Consider the following 16,486-nt stretch of genomic DNA (forward strand, 5'->3'; position numbering starts at 1 on the left):
GGTTAGAAGCATGAATTTTGGCCTCCGGTAGCGGTTAAAAATTCAGCGGGCCGAGCAGTCCGCAATAAATCTTTTTGGATACTATTTCGAGTGAATTCGCTGTTGGGGACGTGAGCTGTGCAAATTCCGTTAGACTACTACCGAATTCTGGGGTTACCGATTCAGGCGACCGCCAACCAGCTGGCCCAGGCCCACCGCGATCGCGGCCTGCAGCTACCCCGACGCGAATTTTCGGCCGCTGCCATTGAGGCGCGCAAACAGCTGATTGACGAGGCCTACGCCGTACTGTCTGACCGCGATCGCCGCCGCGACTACGACAGCAAGTTTTTAGCCAGCGCCTACACCGTCGATATGGGGCCAGACCCGCTCACCGAGGGACGCATTCCGGGCCTGGAGGTGAGTGCCGACGTGGGGGAGGCGGCGCTCAGGTCGCTGGCGACTGAACCCGGCGGCAGCGAGGCCCAAAGCTCCAAAATCGAAATTGACTCCGACCAGCTCGTGGGAGCACTGCTGCTGCTGCTAGAGCTCGGGGAGTACGAGCAGGTGCTACAGCTGGGCCAGCCTCAGCTCAGCAACCCCTACGCTAACGGGGGCATGGCCAGCCCCGCCCCCGCCCAGGACGATGTGGTGCTCACCCTGGCCCTGGCCTGCCTGGAGCTGGGCCGCGAGCAGTGGCAGCAGCGCCAGTATGAGATTGCCGCCGAGTCGCTGCAAACGGGCCACGAGCTGCTGGCTCGGGGCAACCATTTTCCGGCCATTCGAGCCGAAATTCAGACCGAGCTGTACAAGCTGCGGCCCTACCGGATTTTAGAGCTGCTGGCCCGGCCCCTCGACCAGACCCGCGAGCGCCGTCAGGGGCTGAAGTTGCTCAAGGCGATGCTCGAAGACCGGGGCGGCATTGAGGGCAGCGATGACGATCTTTCGGGGCTCGCGATCGACGACTTTTTGCGGTTTATTCAGCAGCTGCGCGACTACCTGACCGCCTCAGAGCAGCAGGAGCTGTTTGAGCACGAGGCCCGCCGCCCCTCACCCGTGGCCACCTACCTGACGGTGTACGCCCTGCTGGCTCGGGGGTTTGCTCGCCATCAGCCCGCCCTGGTGCGGCGGGCCAAGCAGCTGCTGCTGCGCCTGGGCGGACAGCAAGACGTGCATCTGGAGCAGGCCGTATGCGCCCTGCTGTTGGGCCAGACCGAAGAGGCCAACCGCGCCCTGGAGCTCAGCCAGGAGTACGAGCCGCTGGCCTACATTCGCGAACACTCGCGCCAGTCGCCCGACCTGCTGCCGGGGCTGTGCCTCTACGCCGAGCGCTGGCTCAAAGACGAGCTGTTTCCCCACTTTCGCGACTTCAAAGACCAGGAGGCTACCCTCAAAGACTATTTTGCCGATGCCCAGGTGCAGGCCTACCTAGAGACAATGCCCTCCAGCCCCGGTGCCACAGAACCGCGCTGGTCCCAGGCTGGCGCACAGGGGGCCTCGACCCAGTTCCCGGCGTCGGCCCAGAGCGCTGCGAACCAGTTTCCTACCAGCCAGTTTCCGGCAAGCCAGTTTCCGACGATTGAGGGATCGCTGCCGATTGGGGCTCCCACCATGCCTGTCACCCCCACCCGTCGCGGTGGCTCCCCGGCGGCTGCCGATCGCGGCTACGGCAGCAATGGCAACGGCAATGGCGCTTACTCGCCCCCGACTCCCGCCTCACCCCCGCTGTCGACCCGCAACGGCAGCCGCCGCTACGGCCAGTCCAATTCTTGGGCCGAACCGGTTGAGCCGGTTGGCGATGCCGCTGGCCCCGGTGCCGCTAGCTTTGATTTTCGTGAGGATGAGCCGGACGATCTGTCGGTGGCCGAGCGGGTGGCCCAGCTCTCTCCTGAAGGGAAAATGACGGCAGCGGGCGATCGCGAAGCCCAGAGCCCTAGCCCGGCTCCGTCGCCACGGAGAAAACGGGACAAGCGCGCCGCAGCGATCGCCGCCGCCGATGCGGCCCTCCCCCCCGGCCAGCAAGCCTTTCCTGACCTAGTGGCCCCAGCCCGCGATCGCCGCTCCGCCCCCCGCTGGGGACGACTCGCCCTGGTCGGGGCCGCAGGCATTGTCGGCATTGGCATTTTGGGCTTTGGCACCATGCGGGCGCTGAGCTGGGTGACGTCGGCCTTTAGCGGGCCGAGAATTTCGGGTCAACCCCTGGCCATTCGCGTTGACCAGCCCGCCTTTGAGATTCCTGAAGCGCCGCCGGCTCCCACCGAAATTGGCGTTAACGATATGGCCAGCCGGGTGATCAACGACTGGCTGGAGATCAAGCGGCAGGCGCTGGGTAAAGACTACCAGGGCGATCGCCTCGACGATATTCTGCTAGAGCCGGTGCTGACCCAGTGGACCCGCCGGGCCGATGCCGCCGCCGCCGAGAACTGGTACTGGGAGTACGAGCACACCGTCGAGGTGGAGTCGGTCACCCCCGATGACCCGACGGCGGATCAGCTCCAGGCGGTGGCCGTTGTGTCTGAGAAAGCGCGGCTGTTTGAGTACGGCGTTGAAAATACCAGCGCCGCCTACGACGACACGCTCAGAATGCAGTATGACCTGGTGCGCCAGGATGGCAAGTGGTTTGTGAAGGGGATGAATAAGCTGGCGGATACAAACTAAGTGGGTGGGTAGTGAGTGGATGGGTAGGTGGGTAGTTGGTTCCCCTGCCGCTAGATGAATTACCATAGACGCCCATGGTAAAGGCCAAGGTTCGGCAATCTCTCCGGACGGGCGGGGCCTAACTGTGTTTTGATAGAATGCTGTTCGTATTAACCTCAAAGCTGAATGCCAGTCAATAGCCCGCCTGCTCCCCAGCCGCCCCTGGTGCTCGACACCCTTACCAATCCGGGGCTGCCCAACGATGAGTGCCCACGCCGGGCGCGCATTCAGCTCGATCTGCTGCTGCTGGCGATTGAGGCGCTCGATCTGGGCGGCAGCGAGGCCATGCTGGCGATCTCGCGTGAGCTGGCTCTAGAAGGTTTGGTAAAGAACCGGGTGCACCTGTGGCTGCTGCGGGGCACCAACCCCATGCGTCGCTATAGCCAGCGTCGCCCCCTTTCGATTGAAGAGGCTAAGGCTCTGGTGATTATCATTTGCACCCTGGCGCGACGGCTAACGGTGCTGGTGCGCCAGCTGCTGGTGGGCTATCAGCAGCTGACCGACAGGCAGCTGTCGCCGGAGCACCACTTTCGCCTGGCCGATTATCTGAGCCGCTTTCGCAGCCACTTTCGGGCCCGCATGAACCCCCGCCGAGCCGGGGTGATTGCCTACAGCACCGACGAAAAGCTCGACGAGCTAGCCATTCAGCTTTTGCAACAACTGCTGCTGTGCTCTGGGGTGCTTGGTCCCCAGCGGCTCTGGAGTAGCCTGTTTGACGGAGAAGTATCATGACCGTTCAACGGCAGTACACCCTGCCCCACTGCAATCTGGTTTTAGAGGGGCTGAGCGCCGACGCCAGCGACCCCCTTGCGCCCCTGTCGGTGCTGATGAATGCCGAATGCCATTTGCCCGGTGCGACCGATGCCACCCTGGCCGGTGGGCGTGAGTTTTTAGACAGCCTGGTGGCTGCCGTTAGCCGCTACGGGCAGCAGTTGCTCAGCGGGGTGCCCTACCCAGACCGGGGCACAACTCCTTCCATTGTGGAAATAAAGCGTGGTGAGAGCGACTACCACCACCTAATTGTGCACCAGCAGCCCCTGGGTGAACCCCTCAGCGACGTCAACGCCCAACCGCCGCTAGATGTCAAACTCACCACGGTGCAGTTCTATGACCTGATGGAGGCGATCGACCAGCTGCTGGCCGACACCCAAACGCTGCCTGACCTGACGGCTCAGTTTCAGGCTGTATCGCGGCGGCTGGTGCAACCCACCGAACCCATTGCCCAACGCGCCGCTCCGGCGGCCCTGGGGGCGGCGGCTCTGGCGGCGGCTGGTCTGGCCCTGTTCTTTGTGCCCCCACCCCAATTTGAGCCCACTCGCCCTGAGTCTGAGTCAGCCCCTGCGGCTCAGTCGAGCACAAATCCGCAGGAGGCAGCTCCTAACCCCGTTGCCAATGACTCATCTGCAGACCCGGTTGATGAGTCGGCTGAACCTGACTCTGACCCCTCAGCTGCGGGGAGCCTAGAGCGCCTGGAGACAGCCCCAGCCATTACTGATGCCGCCACCCTGGCCCTCCTGCAGTCGGATGTGACCCGTCGCCTGGAGGAAGCCTGGGCTGACGCACCGCGACCCAGCGGCGACTTGGCCTACCGCCTGGGGGTTTCAGAAGACGGCGATATCTTAGGCTATAAGTATGAAAATGACTTGGCCCAGGCCGAGGTCGACAGCACTCCCCTGCCTCGGCTCACCTTTGTGCCCGTGGATGCAGCGGAGCCAGTGCGTGAGCAAGTAGCCCAGTTTTTGGCCACCTTTACGCCCGCTGGAGACGTGGTAGTCGAGCCGGTTGATGCCCCCTCTGAGGCAACGGCGGCGACGGGGGCCGCAGCGGCGGCAGCAGAACTGCCTACGCTGGAGAACAAGATTACCGATGGCGATCGCATTCGCGCCCTCAACAGCACCCTTTACGACGACATTTTGGCCGAGCTAGAGCCGCTGTCGGCCAGCGAAGACCTGCGGTATCGGGTGCGGCTGACCGAGGCGGGCGAGGTAGTAGGCTATGAGCCGCTCAACGCCGCCGCTGGTTTGCTGGCCGAAGAGACACCGCTGGCGAGTTTGGTGGCGGCTGCTGATAGCGCCCCTGATAGCGCCCCTGATAGCGATCGCAATCAGGCCGACTTTCAGGTAGTGTTCACTGAGGGCGGCGTGTTAGAAGTGAGCCCGTGGGATGGTTGGCCCCAGTGAGGCTAGACTTGACCTCGATTTAACTCAGCGCCGCTAGCCCGATGTTTTGAGCTGAACTACGCCATGGCCGATTCCCCCAATCTGCCGCCTCCAACTCCAAATAAAACGCCGTCGGCGGGAGGTTCTGACCCGGTTTCTCCAGCGCCGGTTGCGCCAGCGCCAGAACCTCCGGCGACCAGGCCTAGATCTGGCTTGGGGTCTGGGCTGCACGCCCTGTGGACCCTGCTGGTGCGTTTGATCATGCTGGGGGTCGGCGTCAGCTTTGGCTGGATAGTCGGCATGCTGGTGGCACAGACGTTTCCGGCCCGTAGCGCCGAGCCACCGCTGACGGAAGTGGCCCTGCGCCACAGCAGCCAAACCCTGCGCAAGCTGCAGCAGCTGCCCCAGTGGTGGCGAGGGGATAGGGATGTGGGGATAGCGCCTGAAGAGGCCCCAGAATCTGTAACCCCAGAGCCTTCTGGGGCAGGGGCTGCCGCCGAAAGGCCGCCCCTGAGCGAGAGCGATCGCATCGCCACCGACCTCACCACCCTGAGCCAGGACATAGCTAGACTCAACACCCGCCTGAAAGCACTGGAAACGGACCTGGACCTGCCTTCTACCGGCAGCATCGAAGCCCGTTTTCAGCGGCTTGATCAGCGCTTCAATGCTGACAACGCGGCGGCTGAAGCCCCGGCAACGCCATCGCCCGCTGCCGAGCCATCGCCTGCCGCCGAGCCTGTGGCCCTAACGCCCTACCAAGAGCCGCGCTTTCCCGTGGTGCGCGATCGCGTGGTGCTGCCCAGCGCCCTGCTGTTTGAGCCGGGCAGCAGCACCCTTACCACCCCCGGCCAGCAGCTGCTCAACACCATTGCGCCCGACCTGAACCGCTATGGTGCCGCCACCCTGGTGGTGGGCAGCCACACCGACAGCGCCACCGCCCCCGAACCCGCCAGCAAGCTGACCCTACAGCAGTCTCTGGCAGTGCAGCAGTATTTGGCCCCGCAGCTGGAGGGCAGCGGCAGCCGTTGGGTGGCAGTGGGCTACGGCAGCACCCGCCCCCTCGTCATCGAGGCTGGCGCTGACCAGTCGCGCAACCAGCGGGTCGAGATTGGCATTGTTCCCGGTAGATAATGTGCCCGGTAAGTAACCTATGCGCCTTGTGTTTTTTGGTACGCCTCAGTTTGCCGTGCCCAGCCTGCAGCGGCTGCTGGCCGAGCCAGGCTTTGAGGTGGCCGCCGTCGTCACCCAGCCCGATCGCCGTCGCGGCCGGGGCAACCAGGTCGATGCCTCCCCCGTCAAACAGGCGGCAGGAGACTGCCTGGTACTACAGCCCGCTCGCATCAAAAAAGACGAGGCCACCCTCTCCGCCCTGGAGGCGATCGGGGCCGATGCCTTTGTGGTGGTGGCCTACGGGCAGCTGCTGTCGGCGCGCATTCTCGATATGCCTCGACTGGGCTGCATCAACGGCCACGGCTCGCTGCTGCCCGCCTACCGGGGGGCGGCCCCGATTCAGTGGTGCATCGTCAACGGCGATCGCGTCACCGGCATGACCACCATGCAGATGAACCTGGGCATGGATACCGGCGACATGCTGCTCAAGTCGCACCTGCCCATCGGTCTGCTCGATACCGCTGGAGAGGTGGCGGCGGCCCTAGCGCAGCAGTGCGCCGACCTGCTGGTGGAGACCCTGCACGGGCTGCAGGCCGGGACCCTCAACCCCGAACCGCAAAATGACGCCCTGGCCACCTACGCACCGCTAATTCAAAAAGAAGACTTTGAGCTGGACTGGGGCAAGGGGGCGATCGCGCTGCACAACCAGGTGCGCGGCTTCTACCCCAGCTGCGTCACACCCTTTCGGGGGCAGCCGCTCAAGGTGATGGCCACAGCGCCCCTGGGTGAACCCCACTGGGCAGAGCTGCCTTCAGAATTAGTGGCCCTGCGAGACACCGTGGCAGGCATTGCGGCTGAAGCCACTCAGCGAAATACTCCTCCCGGCACCGTGGTTGGACTGCTCAAGGGGCAGGGGCCTGTGGTGCAAACTGGTGACGGACTGCTGCTGCTGCGTCAGGTCAAACCCAGCGGCAAACAGGCCCAAGCCGGGGCCGATTTCGTCAACGGCAGCCGTTTGCAAATTGGGGAATCGTTTGGCTCAGGATCAGGGATTTAGTAAAGTGGGATAGCCGTCTCGGCTGTCCACGGTCAAGCAGGATGCCTAACCTACAAAACGCGGATTTAATAAAAATCCCTATCCCTAGGTCGCTGGGTCACAAAATCAGTTGGTAAGCTGGGGTAGTTTGGTCAATCTTTCGGTAGAGAGAAATTCCAGCGATGAAAGCAGAGCCTTCAGCGACTGCGGCAACCTATGGTCCGGTGCCAGAATATTTGCAAAATCGGCGCGACGTGGTGTTTTTGGTGCTGTCGGGGCTGTTTCTTGGCACCCTGGGCATGCTCAACATTCTCGGCATTAGCCGATTTGTCAACGTGTTTACCTGGGGCAATTTTGCCGTCACCGTAGCGGTGGGGGTGCTGCCCTATCCGCTGACCTTTCTCTGCACCGACTTAATTTCAGAGCTTTACGGCAAGCAAAAGGCCAACCAGGTGGTGTGGGTTGGGCTACTGCTCAACGTCTGGGTGCTCTTTATCGTTTGGTTGGGCGGCCTGCTGCCGGGGTTTGAAACCCTTGACCCCGCCACCGGCGAAATTGCCCGCGATGCCGCCGGACGACTGCCGGTCTTTTTTGAAATTCGCAACCTCACCTTTGGGGCCGTAACCGCTTCTATGCTGGCCTACATGGCGGCTCAGTTTGTCGATGTTTACCTGTTTCACTTCTGGAAAGAGTTGACGAACGGTAAGCACCTGTGGCTGCGCAACAACGGCTCGACCCTAATTAGCCAGCTGGTCGATACCACCGCCGTCGTGCTGATCACTCACTTTTTAGCCGGAGCGCTGCCCATCGAGGCGGGGCAAGACCTGTGGCCGCAGCTAATTCGCTTTATCGGCTACGGCTACGTGTTTAAGCTGGTGGCCGCCCTGCTCGATACGGGGCCGTTTTACCTGGGCGTGTTTTGGCTGTCGAGCTACCTGGGGCTAGAGTCCCCCGTCCCAAAGCCAAAGCGCCCCCGTCTGGGCAGCCGAGGGCAACCTTGACGGATGGGTGAGCGTTAGAAAAAGCGGCGTTGCTGCATCCAGGTATGAGTCAAGACCTAAATTGCGATCAGGTTCGCATTGAGAAACCCCGATTTAACACGAAGATCCCGTAGGGGCATTGCATGCAATGCCCCTACACACTGCGGTATACAAGTAAGGTTCGGTATGAAAATCTAATCTAAAACCGCTACTGAGTCACCAGTTTTGACCATACCTTCGACCAGTACGGCCCCGTAGACGCCCGCATACCCCTCGTGGGCCTGGGCTACGTGTTTGATAATTTTGGGGTTAGCCTCAGAGGTATCTGGATCTAGGGTGATGATTTTGCAGCGGGGGTCGCGCTCTAGGATGCTGATTTCGAGGCGATCGCCTATCTTCAGCCGACTGCCGACCAGATCTTTCTCGTAAAGGGGCGGTTTGCCGTCATGCCAGGTCACGTAGAAGTTGGCTCTAAAGCGGCGCTTGTCAACTTCCATCGCTAGCTCTTCGCCCAGCTGACCGCAGGTTTGCAGCGAGAAAAGGGAAAGGGGACGGCAGTCGTACTGGCTTCTTTGCGTAAACTTGAGCTGCAGGGCATCGCTCTTGGCTACCGTTTTCAGGTGAGCCATAAACGCCTCGCTGCTCAGGTCAAAGATCTGGCCATCTGGAGTTTCAACCTCGATCGCGAACTGATCTGCCTCGGGGTAGACCGGATTGATGCCAGGCCCTAAACTCTGCGCGGCCTCTAGTTGTTCAGGCTTGATGGTAACGCTGTGGCGCTTGTATCGCGGCTTGTACTGCAACAAATTTTCCTGCTCGCGAGCGGTGTGCCAGGGAAAAGCTGGATTGCCTTTGTCGTTGATTAGTCCGTAGAGGCGATCGCCCATCACCCCGGCAAAGGCCACAAACACTTCGTCAAGCGGTTCGCCGCCCATGCTTTTGACGGGGTAGCGCCAAATGCTCTCGATCACGCCTACTGTAGTCATGCCATTGCTCTCGCGAGTGCTCCTATTCAACCCAATCGCCCCCTGGCCTGTCGTGTTGTGGGTTACGGTTAAGTCAATTAAACCTTATGGAGCATCAGCGGGTGCGGCCTGGGCCTGCTCACAGACAAAGCTTAAAACGGCGGCGGCGCTGCTGCCGGGCTCCGGCTGTGACAACGGGCCAGCATCGCCGTAGCTAAAGCGCTGAATCACCTGCTGCTCCTGGTCGCGGGCGATAACTTGCCTCAGCCGGGCAACGCCGCCCACACAATCGACCGAGCGATACAGCGTGGCACCGTAGACCGGGCGCTCTAGCTCAACGCCAATGAAGGCGTTATTTGGCTGCGGAAAATCGCGGTGCTCCCAATACCAAACCGCTCCATCCCGCAGTTCGATGGAGTTGCGCTCGACCAGAAAGCGATCGCCCACCGCATTGCGCGTTACCTCAACCCAATCAGTCTGAGTCGACTGAGCCAGCGCACCAGAAGCACCAGCAACGGATACAACTACGGCCAAACCAACAAGCAAAGGTTTCATAGGCTACTGAGAATTGGGCTGAGATTGGCGACCAGAGGCATCTTCAGAGTTGCCCGTGCGGTACTGCTCAACGTTTTGAATGGCCTGCTGAGCGTAGGTATTGTTGGGGCGTTCGTCTAAGGCGCGCTGAAAGTAGAGCAGCGCCGTTTCGTAATCGCGCTGCTGGGTTGCCTCATAGCCAGCCGCCATATAGCGATCGAACTCGGAGGACTGGGGCGGTTGCTGTGCAGGCGGAGCAGGCTGAGGGGCATCTGCCGCTGTCGAAGCGCCCTGCTGCGCGTAGGCATCCACCACCTTTTGAACGTAGTCTGCGATGTCAGAGTTATTGTATTGAGACGGGTCGCCGCGCATCCACCAGGCCGCCGATCGCCGCACCGCTAGCATTTCATCATTGCCGCTCGCCGCGTACTCATCCTCCAGCACGTCTCGCATAATGCAGGTGACTACCGAGCGGGCCACGTCTGGGCTGGCCTCAAACTCAGTCGGTGAAAGCTCGCGCCCGACGCAGGATTTTGACCACCGGGGAATGTTTGCTGACATAACCTGCCAGTCGCTGTAGAGCCCGTCATCGGCGCTGCCCGTCTGGGGTGCGGCCTGACGCAGCGCCTCGACTAGGGCCGCAACCTGGCGATCGGACTGGGCCTGAGCGGGTAGCGTGCTCACCATCAGAAGAACGCCAAGGCTGACGACTAGGTTGCTAACAGGTACTCGCATAGCTATCGGCGATCGCAGCATCGATCGAGATTCTACAGTCATCGCCTAGCGCCTGCCATTGACCGTTCGTTAGTTGTTTTTTATACCAGAATAGGCATTGTTTCCTTTACTTCCGCCCGTCGTGCGTTTGGGCCAGTCTGCCGGTTGGTAACGCTATGGCCCCCAGCCAACCGCTGCCAGGGGAATCTGATGGCGCTTAGAGGCTACAGCTCGACAGCCGACTAGTCTTTGTCGCCCAGGCTCTGCCACAGCACCGCTTCGCTGGGTATGACGCCGTTTTGCACTGACGTTGCGGCCCGCTCGATCGCAACTAGGGTAGTGGCGGTACCGACAAAGGTGGCAGCGGCAAAAACAGCGGCAACGGTGGCCAGCAGCTCTAAACGGTGAAGGGCGATCGCAGCATCTGGAGATTGAAATTTCATGGAGAGGAGAACGGGTGACACAATCTCCCTACATCTTAGCCATTTTGTAGCTTTAGATACAGAAACCACCAAAAGACTTAAAACTCCTCTGCTGCTGGCCGGGACGATGTTGCAGGAAGCGCATCGCAGTGACGCATAAAAACCATAGACAAAAAACTTTTGTAGGCACTTACACAAAGCACCTCGGTCGTCACCCGTAAGCTTTACCCGTAGATAGAGCTTAGTTGTGTTCATGATTTTTGAACGGACATAAGCTTTCCCATTGAGGGATTAGCGGTCTCAAAATTTTCTTGAGTTAGATTAGGCTGCCTGGCCTTTGCATCGATAGCAAGCTTGTTTCTATAGGTTTTGAGTCGTTAAAGCTGGGCTACTGACGGGGGTGAACTATCGCCGCCTCAGGTTTTAGCGAGGTTATACACCTTTTTCAAAAATAGGGTTTATTTGGAGTTAGTGATTATGGCTGGCATATGGTCGTTTCGCGGCAGGTACAAAATCCTGCATATGACGTGGTTTGCGTTCTTTTTGTCGTTTGTGGTTTGGTTCAACTTTGCCCCGCTGTCTACAGCCATTAAGGCCGACCTGGGGCTCAGCGATCCGCAAATGCGCACCATCGCCATCTGCAACGTTGCGCTGACGGTGCCCGCCCGTGTCCTCATTGGCATGGTGCTCGATCGCTTTGGGCCGCGCATTACCTACTCCTGCCTGCTGGTCTATGCGGCAATTCCCTGCCTGGCCTTTGCTATGGCCCAAAATTTTGAGCAGATGGTCTACTCTCGCCTGGCGCTGAGCATTGTCGGCTGCGGCTTTGTGGTTGGCATTCGCATGGTGGCCGAATGGTTTGAGGACAACGAAATTGGCCTGGCCGAGGGCATCTACGGTGGCTGGGGCAACTTTGGCTCAGCGGGGGCGGCCTTTACCCTGCCCTCGATCGCAACGGCTCTGGGCTTTTTGAGCGCAGGCCAGGTCAACTGGCGACTGGCGATCGCCCTCACCGGCATCGCTGCCGCCTGCTACGGCGTCATCTACTACTTCAGCGTTACCGATACGCCCGCCGGCAAAGTCTACCAGCGCCCCCCCAGCAGCGCGGGCATGGAAGTGACCACCCAGCGCGACTTCTGGTTTTTGCTGGCCGCCAACATTCCCCTGGTGGCGGTGCTGGGGCTAATTGCCTGGCGCTTGACCACCGTTGAGTTCATCACCCTGCCAACCCTGGCGCTGATTGGGGTGCTTCTCGTCGGTCTTTACCTGTTTCAGTCTTACAGCACCTGGCAGGCCAACAAACCGCTAATGACCGGCCAAAAGCGCTACGCCCCCGAAGAGCGCTACCGTTTTTCACAAGTCTTTAACCTGGAAATGGCCTACGTGGCCTGCTTTGGCTCAGAGCTAGCGGTGGTGTCGATGCTGCCCACCTACTTTGAGCGCGGCTTTGGCCTCACCGCTGCGGTCGCTGGCGCAGTGGCGGGCATGTACGCCTTTATGAATTTGGTGGCCAGACCGGGCGGCGGGCTGCTCTCTGACCGACTGGGCAGCCGCAAGCTCACCCTGGTCATTACTATCGCGGGTACTGGGGTTGGCTACCTGCTGTTTAGCCTGTTTGGCCAGGGCATTCCGCTGATCCTGGTGGTGATCATGACGATGGTGGCGTCGTTCTTTGTAATGGCTGCCGAGGGGGCGACCTACGCCATTGTGCCGCTGATCAAGCCGCGCATTACCGGGCAGATTGCGGGCAATGTGGGAGCCTACGGCAACGTGGGCGCGGTAGTTTACCTGACGGTGTATAGCCTTCTGCCCCAGGGCGTGGCGGGCGACAAGCTGTTCTTTCAAATGCTGGGCTGTGTGGCGCTAATTGTGGCCTTTTTGAATGCCTTCACCCTGAAGGAAATAGTGGGTTCCCAAGCCACGCGCGGGGTGCAGGTGCCCTCAGCAGTGCCGGTTGAGCAGGGCGAGTCATCGATGGGGACGCTGCACGATTCTCCTTCGGGGACGCTGCGCGATTCTCCTTCGGGGACGCTGCGCGATTCTCCTTCGGGGACGCTACGCGATCGCTTGTAGAGATCCGAACAGAACGACCCGTAGGGTGCATTCGCGATCCTACAACCCCAGGCAGGTTGACACTAGACCCCAGGGCCGCAGTGCACCGTTCCAGAGAGACAGCCTTAGCCCCGGCAGACCGCCTCGATCGCAGCGACGTTGATTTTTTGCATCTGCATCATGGCGTCAAAGGCGCGTTTGGCTACGGCAGGGTCAGAACTGGCGATCGCCTCTGTCAAAACGATGGGCGTAATCTGCCAGGATAGCCCCCATTTGTCTTTGCACCAGCCGCAGGCGCTCTCCTGGCCGCCGTTGTCGACGATCGCGTTCCAGTAGCGATCGGTTTCGGCCTGGTCAACGGTTGCAACCTGAAACGAGAAGGCTACCCTTCGGGAAGTCTGCGCCTACGCTGTGTTTGAAGGCAGGGCCACCGTTGAGGCCGAGGCAGGGAATGCCCATGACGGTAAACTCTACCGTTCCATACGTCGCCTTGCTTGCCGGATGGAAAGTCTCCGGGGGCATGGTGTACGGCATCAACGGATGAATCGGGAAAGGTCTTGGCGTAAAACTGGGCCGCTTCTTCGGCGTCGCCGTTGTACCAGAGGCAAATCGTGTTCTTGGCTGGCTTCACCATGTTTTTTCTCCCAGGAGATGATGTGAGGCGCTGTCTCAACCCTGCTGATTAATTTAAATTGTATCTACGATGCAGCAGACGTGGGTTGACTGAAATGCAGTGTCACTCAACGCCTGAAAACAAGCCTCGGTGCTTAATTTATACTTTGAACTACTTACCTCACTTGCCGCTGAAAGCCACGATATCGAGTTCCTTGATAGGTCAGTGTGCCTGAGTCTCCTTCAGCAAGTTGGCCGTACTCTCTGCCAGAAATACGAAACTCGTGGCGCTGACCACGATCATCCTCGAAGGTGCAGTAGTAATAGGTTGATGTATGACTAACGCGATCGGGCGGAGCGTGCCCACGCACTCGTGTTCGCTTGGTAACAACACGAGATGGCACAGATAAAACGGGCTGCGTATTATTGTGCTGCCATTTCACTATCGCTTTGATTATTGTAAATATGAGGATGCCAACTATAAGGATGGCAATTAGCGCAATAAAAATCGGAACAATTGTGGATACATCCATAGCTAGGGGTTGTCGACTGTAGGCGACAACTGTGAAGAAATAGATGGCTGCTGGGGGTTGGGTGCGGCGATCGCGCCTGAATGGATAGAGCTATTTGGCAAGAAAACTATCAGAGAAGTTGGGCGAAGCGCCAACGTAAACCAACCTACAGTGGCTGGATTTTTGGGTTTCCTTCGTCAATCCAATCTATAAGGCAAGCAGTGACAAGCTCTCATCTTCATAAAATAGCTTAATCGCGTCGAAATCTCGACGCAACACATTTTCAACTTGCCGTGTTGAGCAGTTGCCAAGACGAAGCCAAATGACTTTTGGTGGATTTCCAAGGACCAGACTTAGATCGTGCATGTCTGCATCTTTTGAGACAATCATCAAATTATTGTCTTTCGCAAAATCCCAAACTATTGGATCAATTGTTGCTTTCATGTCTACATCTCGAACATGAAGCGAGTTTGGGAAAAGATCGCTCAAGCGATTTGGCAATTTGGGCGATAGGTTTTCATCAAAAAGTAGTCTCATGCCGATAGAGGTGCGGTCATAAACCGACGCTCGCGATCAGCGGCATAGGCAATGCAAGCTTTTAAGTCTTCTCGGGTCAGATCGGGAAAGTCATCGAGAATTTCAGCTTCGGTCATTTCGGAAGCTAGGTACTCAAGCACTTCATAGACAGTGATGCGTAAGCCGCGTACGCAAGGTTTGCCGCCGCGTTTATTGGGTTCAATCGTAATGTAGTTTCGGTAGTTCATGGTTAAACCTATTAATGTTGTTTTCTCAACTTTGACATTGAATTATTAACTATTTTGTGGATGATAGTGGGTAATGAGAAAAAGATAAAAACTGTTGGGTTTCCTGCATCAACCAAACCTATGGGAGATCTGCGGTCGCACTTAACTGCGACCGCATTAGAATGGAATAATATATTCATCGTCTTCGCTTGCATCCTCCTGAGCATCATAGCCATACTTCGACGAACTTATTGCTGCTTTATTAGACCGCGCAACGGATATCATATGCTTATCAAAGTTTATAAGGTCGACATTTTTATCTGCAAGATGTTCAAACTCATCTGCAAAATCACCCGAAAATTTGGCTTTAGAATAGCCTAATGACTTTCCAACAAGATTATGCAGCCAGTTTGAATCAGATGTCGAAAGCCCAGTTCCCAGCTGAATAGGTGGTTTTTTATTTAGCTTACCTTTCTGATAGGCAGCAATTATCAGCGCACGTAGGTGTGAATTTTGCATTTTACTAACTTGAGATATGAGATCTTCATCAAGCTGCAAATCACATACAAAAGCTGTCCATAAAAGCCAAGCTATTTCATGATGCTGGTTAAATGCTAAGTGTCTTTTGATTAACATAGCTACTGTCTCTGACCAGCCCTGCTGATCGTAGCTCTTTTGTATGGCAAACCTCTTAGTTAGCAGAAGGCAAACATAGTCAGTGCAATGTTCATAATGCCATAAAACACGTTGAAGCATAGCCTCAATACTTTCCCATGAATCTGATTTATAACATTTCGCAGTGTCAAGACGACGTAGAATTAGTTTTATCGGACTCTGCGATTTGACTAGCTTTGCAATTTAATGTGCTTTGTCAATCGCATACGAGAATTTGCCTGACGACCATACATCAAGAGATATAGCTCTGAGCTCTTGAGCCCATACGTCGTCAAAAGCCTCAAGACCACTAATTACTTTCGTCTTAGCATCGTTGATCTGGAGTTCATACATTTGCAAAACATCGCGCAGAACTGATAAAACTACTGACGCATCAATCTCGCTTCTCACTCCAATATAGAAGTCATCAACGTGTCGAACGCCTCCAATAATCATTTGAGGATCTATTTCGCCTATCCGGTTGAGGAGCTGGTTGTCAATTTCACAACTTATAAATTCAGCAAAAATTCTGAATGCGTCAGGACCAATTGTTACTCCTCTGGTTTGCCCACTTTGACACTGTTGAGTGAACCAGTCAAAAGCATTGAATGTTGCAACACTAGAGTTGTGGGTGAGATTGACTTTGGCGACGCTACGGCCATGAGCTACCCAAGACACCGCATGGGTATAGATGCTTGGAAAAAATTGTGCAATATCTGCCTTCAGTATGTAAGGTGAAAAACGAATTTGAGAAGATATTCGTTCTGTTAGTTCGCTTAAAGCCGGAACAATGATAGCCCGATCCTCTGTATCACGGCCTAGTCTAATCCTATCCAAGGACAGTTTCGATGACTTAAATTTGGTTTCAAATATTTCCCAATTGCTGGAGATAAACTGACAAGCATTGAAATATGGAATAGGATTCACTGTTCCATAAGCTCTCCGATGTCCGTCATGCTTCGTGCCGCTGTAGCGAACGTAATCTGTTGCCCGTTTGTGGAACTTTCGCTTATCTATATCTTGTATCTTCCCTTTAAAGCTTGCAGCTAAATTCTCACTGTCAAAGCAAGGTGGTAAGACTTCAGGGAAAAAGCCCTTGTTGAGAAGTAGGTTCCGAATATGTGTCTGCTTCACCATAAAAGCCTTTGTTACCATCCACAGTTGACTTCGAGCGTGTATATCAGTACTCTTTTACGTTAAGCCGTTCAGCAGAGCGGTGGTTACGCAGAACTCGAAAATCTTGGCGCTGTCTGAAGGTGTTTGCACCACCAACAGACAGCTAACCCCGCAAGTCTCCGAAGCAGATTGCGAGGCTAAGGT

16 protein-coding genes and 1 pseudogene are annotated in these 16,486 nt (G+C 57.3%); 7 read left to right on the forward strand and 10 right to left on the reverse strand.

The window, feature by feature from the left end; translation table 11 throughout:
- Positions 1 to 117 precede the first annotated feature (117 nt).
- The 6 genes from ACQ4N7_RS08505 (at position 118) to ACQ4N7_RS08530 (ending at position 7,979) form a co-directional block, all read left to right on the forward strand.
- Complete coding sequence (locus ACQ4N7_RS08505; protein WP_430711181.1) at positions 118 to 2,634, forward strand: IMS domain-containing protein; 2,517 nt, start codon at positions 118 to 120, stop codon at positions 2,632 to 2,634.
- 165 nt (positions 2,635 to 2,799) lie between these two features.
- Positions 2,800 to 3,405: a DUF3038 domain-containing protein gene (locus ACQ4N7_RS08510; RefSeq protein WP_430711182.1), complete on the forward strand. Its 606-nt coding sequence runs from the start codon at positions 2,800 to 2,802 to the stop codon at positions 3,403 to 3,405.
- Positions 3,402 to 4,853, forward strand: coding sequence for a DUF4335 domain-containing protein (locus ACQ4N7_RS08515; RefSeq protein ID WP_430711183.1), 1,452 nt, complete (start codon positions 3,402 to 3,404; stop codon positions 4,851 to 4,853). The genes ACQ4N7_RS08510 and ACQ4N7_RS08515 overlap by 4 nt, the downstream gene beginning before the upstream one ends.
- A gap of 63 nt (positions 4,854 to 4,916) precedes the next feature.
- Complete coding sequence (locus ACQ4N7_RS08520; protein ID WP_430711184.1) at positions 4,917 to 5,963, forward strand: OmpA family protein; 1,047 nt, start codon at positions 4,917 to 4,919, stop codon at positions 5,961 to 5,963.
- Between the two features lie 19 nt (positions 5,964 to 5,982).
- Positions 5,983 to 6,999, forward strand: a complete 1,017-nt coding sequence (gene fmt, locus ACQ4N7_RS08525) for a methionyl-tRNA formyltransferase (RefSeq protein ID WP_430711185.1) — start codon at positions 5,983 to 5,985, stop codon at positions 6,997 to 6,999.
- Positions 7,000 to 7,160: 161 nt separating this feature from the next.
- Positions 7,161 to 7,979 carry a queuosine precursor transporter gene (locus ACQ4N7_RS08530; protein ID WP_430711186.1) on the forward strand — a complete coding sequence of 273 codons (819 nt, stop codon included), beginning with the start codon at positions 7,161 to 7,163 and terminating at the stop codon, positions 7,977 to 7,979.
- A 173-nt stretch (positions 7,980 to 8,152) separates the two neighbouring features.
- Here ACQ4N7_RS08530 and ACQ4N7_RS08535 read toward each other — a convergent pair whose 3' ends face one another.
- From ACQ4N7_RS08535 to ACQ4N7_RS08550, 4 genes are all read right to left on the reverse strand, one after another.
- Positions 8,153 to 8,944, reverse strand: a complete 792-nt coding sequence (locus ACQ4N7_RS08535; protein ID WP_430711187.1) for an MOSC domain-containing protein — start codon at positions 8,942 to 8,944, stop codon at positions 8,153 to 8,155.
- An 84-nt stretch (positions 8,945 to 9,028) separates the two neighbouring features.
- Positions 9,029 to 9,478: a surface-adhesin E family protein gene (locus ACQ4N7_RS08540; protein ID WP_430711188.1), complete on the reverse strand. Its 450-nt coding sequence runs from the start codon at positions 9,476 to 9,478 to the stop codon at positions 9,029 to 9,031.
- A 3-nt stretch (positions 9,479 to 9,481) separates the two neighbouring features.
- Positions 9,482 to 10,234, reverse strand: coding sequence for a tetratricopeptide repeat protein (locus ACQ4N7_RS08545; RefSeq protein WP_430711189.1), 753 nt, complete (start codon positions 10,232 to 10,234; stop codon positions 9,482 to 9,484).
- A 179-nt stretch (positions 10,235 to 10,413) separates the two neighbouring features.
- Positions 10,414 to 10,614 carry a hypothetical protein gene (locus ACQ4N7_RS08550; protein ID WP_430711190.1) on the reverse strand — a complete coding sequence of 67 codons (201 nt, stop codon included), beginning with the start codon at positions 10,612 to 10,614 and terminating at the stop codon, positions 10,414 to 10,416.
- Positions 10,615 to 11,070: 456 nt separating this feature from the next.
- On the opposite strand from ACQ4N7_RS08550, the gene ACQ4N7_RS08555 reads away from it, so the two are divergent.
- Positions 11,071 to 12,666, forward strand: coding sequence for a NarK family nitrate/nitrite MFS transporter (locus ACQ4N7_RS08555; RefSeq protein WP_430711191.1), 1,596 nt, complete (start codon positions 11,071 to 11,073; stop codon positions 12,664 to 12,666).
- Positions 12,667 to 12,770: 104 nt separating this feature from the next.
- Here the strand turns inward: ACQ4N7_RS08555 and ACQ4N7_RS08560 are convergent.
- The 6 genes and pseudogenes from ACQ4N7_RS08560 to ACQ4N7_RS08585 all read right to left on the reverse strand — a co-directional run bounded on the left by ACQ4N7_RS08560 (position 12,771) and on the right by ACQ4N7_RS08585 (position 16,303).
- Positions 12,771 to 13,279: pseudogene (locus ACQ4N7_RS08560) on the reverse strand (VOC family protein).
- A 154-nt stretch (positions 13,280 to 13,433) separates the two neighbouring features.
- Positions 13,434 to 13,790, reverse strand: coding sequence for a DUF2500 domain-containing protein (locus ACQ4N7_RS08565; protein ID WP_430711192.1), 357 nt, complete (start codon positions 13,788 to 13,790; stop codon positions 13,434 to 13,436).
- A 186-nt stretch (positions 13,791 to 13,976) separates the two neighbouring features.
- On the reverse strand, positions 13,977 to 14,306 hold the full coding sequence (locus tag ACQ4N7_RS08570) for a DUF5615 family PIN-like protein (RefSeq protein WP_430711193.1): 330 nt from the start codon (positions 14,304 to 14,306) through the stop codon (positions 13,977 to 13,979).
- On the reverse strand, positions 14,303 to 14,533 hold the full coding sequence (locus ACQ4N7_RS08575) for a DUF433 domain-containing protein (RefSeq protein WP_106368350.1): 231 nt from the start codon (positions 14,531 to 14,533) through the stop codon (positions 14,303 to 14,305). Before ACQ4N7_RS08575 ends, ACQ4N7_RS08570 begins: the two co-directional genes overlap by 4 nt.
- A 156-nt stretch (positions 14,534 to 14,689) precedes the next feature.
- The gene (locus ACQ4N7_RS08580) at positions 14,690 to 15,268 is read right to left on the reverse strand and encodes a hypothetical protein (RefSeq protein ID WP_430711194.1); all 579 of its coding nucleotides are present in this window, start codon (positions 15,266 to 15,268) and stop codon (positions 14,690 to 14,692) included.
- A 102-nt stretch (positions 15,269 to 15,370) separates the two neighbouring features.
- Positions 15,371 to 16,303 carry an RNA-directed DNA polymerase gene (locus ACQ4N7_RS08585; RefSeq protein ID WP_430711195.1) on the reverse strand — a complete coding sequence of 311 codons (933 nt, stop codon included), beginning with the start codon at positions 16,301 to 16,303 and terminating at the stop codon, positions 15,371 to 15,373.
- Between the last annotated feature and the right edge of the window lie 183 nt (positions 16,304 to 16,486).

This window comes from Nodosilinea sp. AN01ver1 (assembly GCF_050565655.1).
In the GTDB taxonomy this organism is placed as follows: Bacteria; Cyanobacteriota; Cyanobacteriia; order Phormidesmidales; family Phormidesmidaceae; genus Nodosilinea.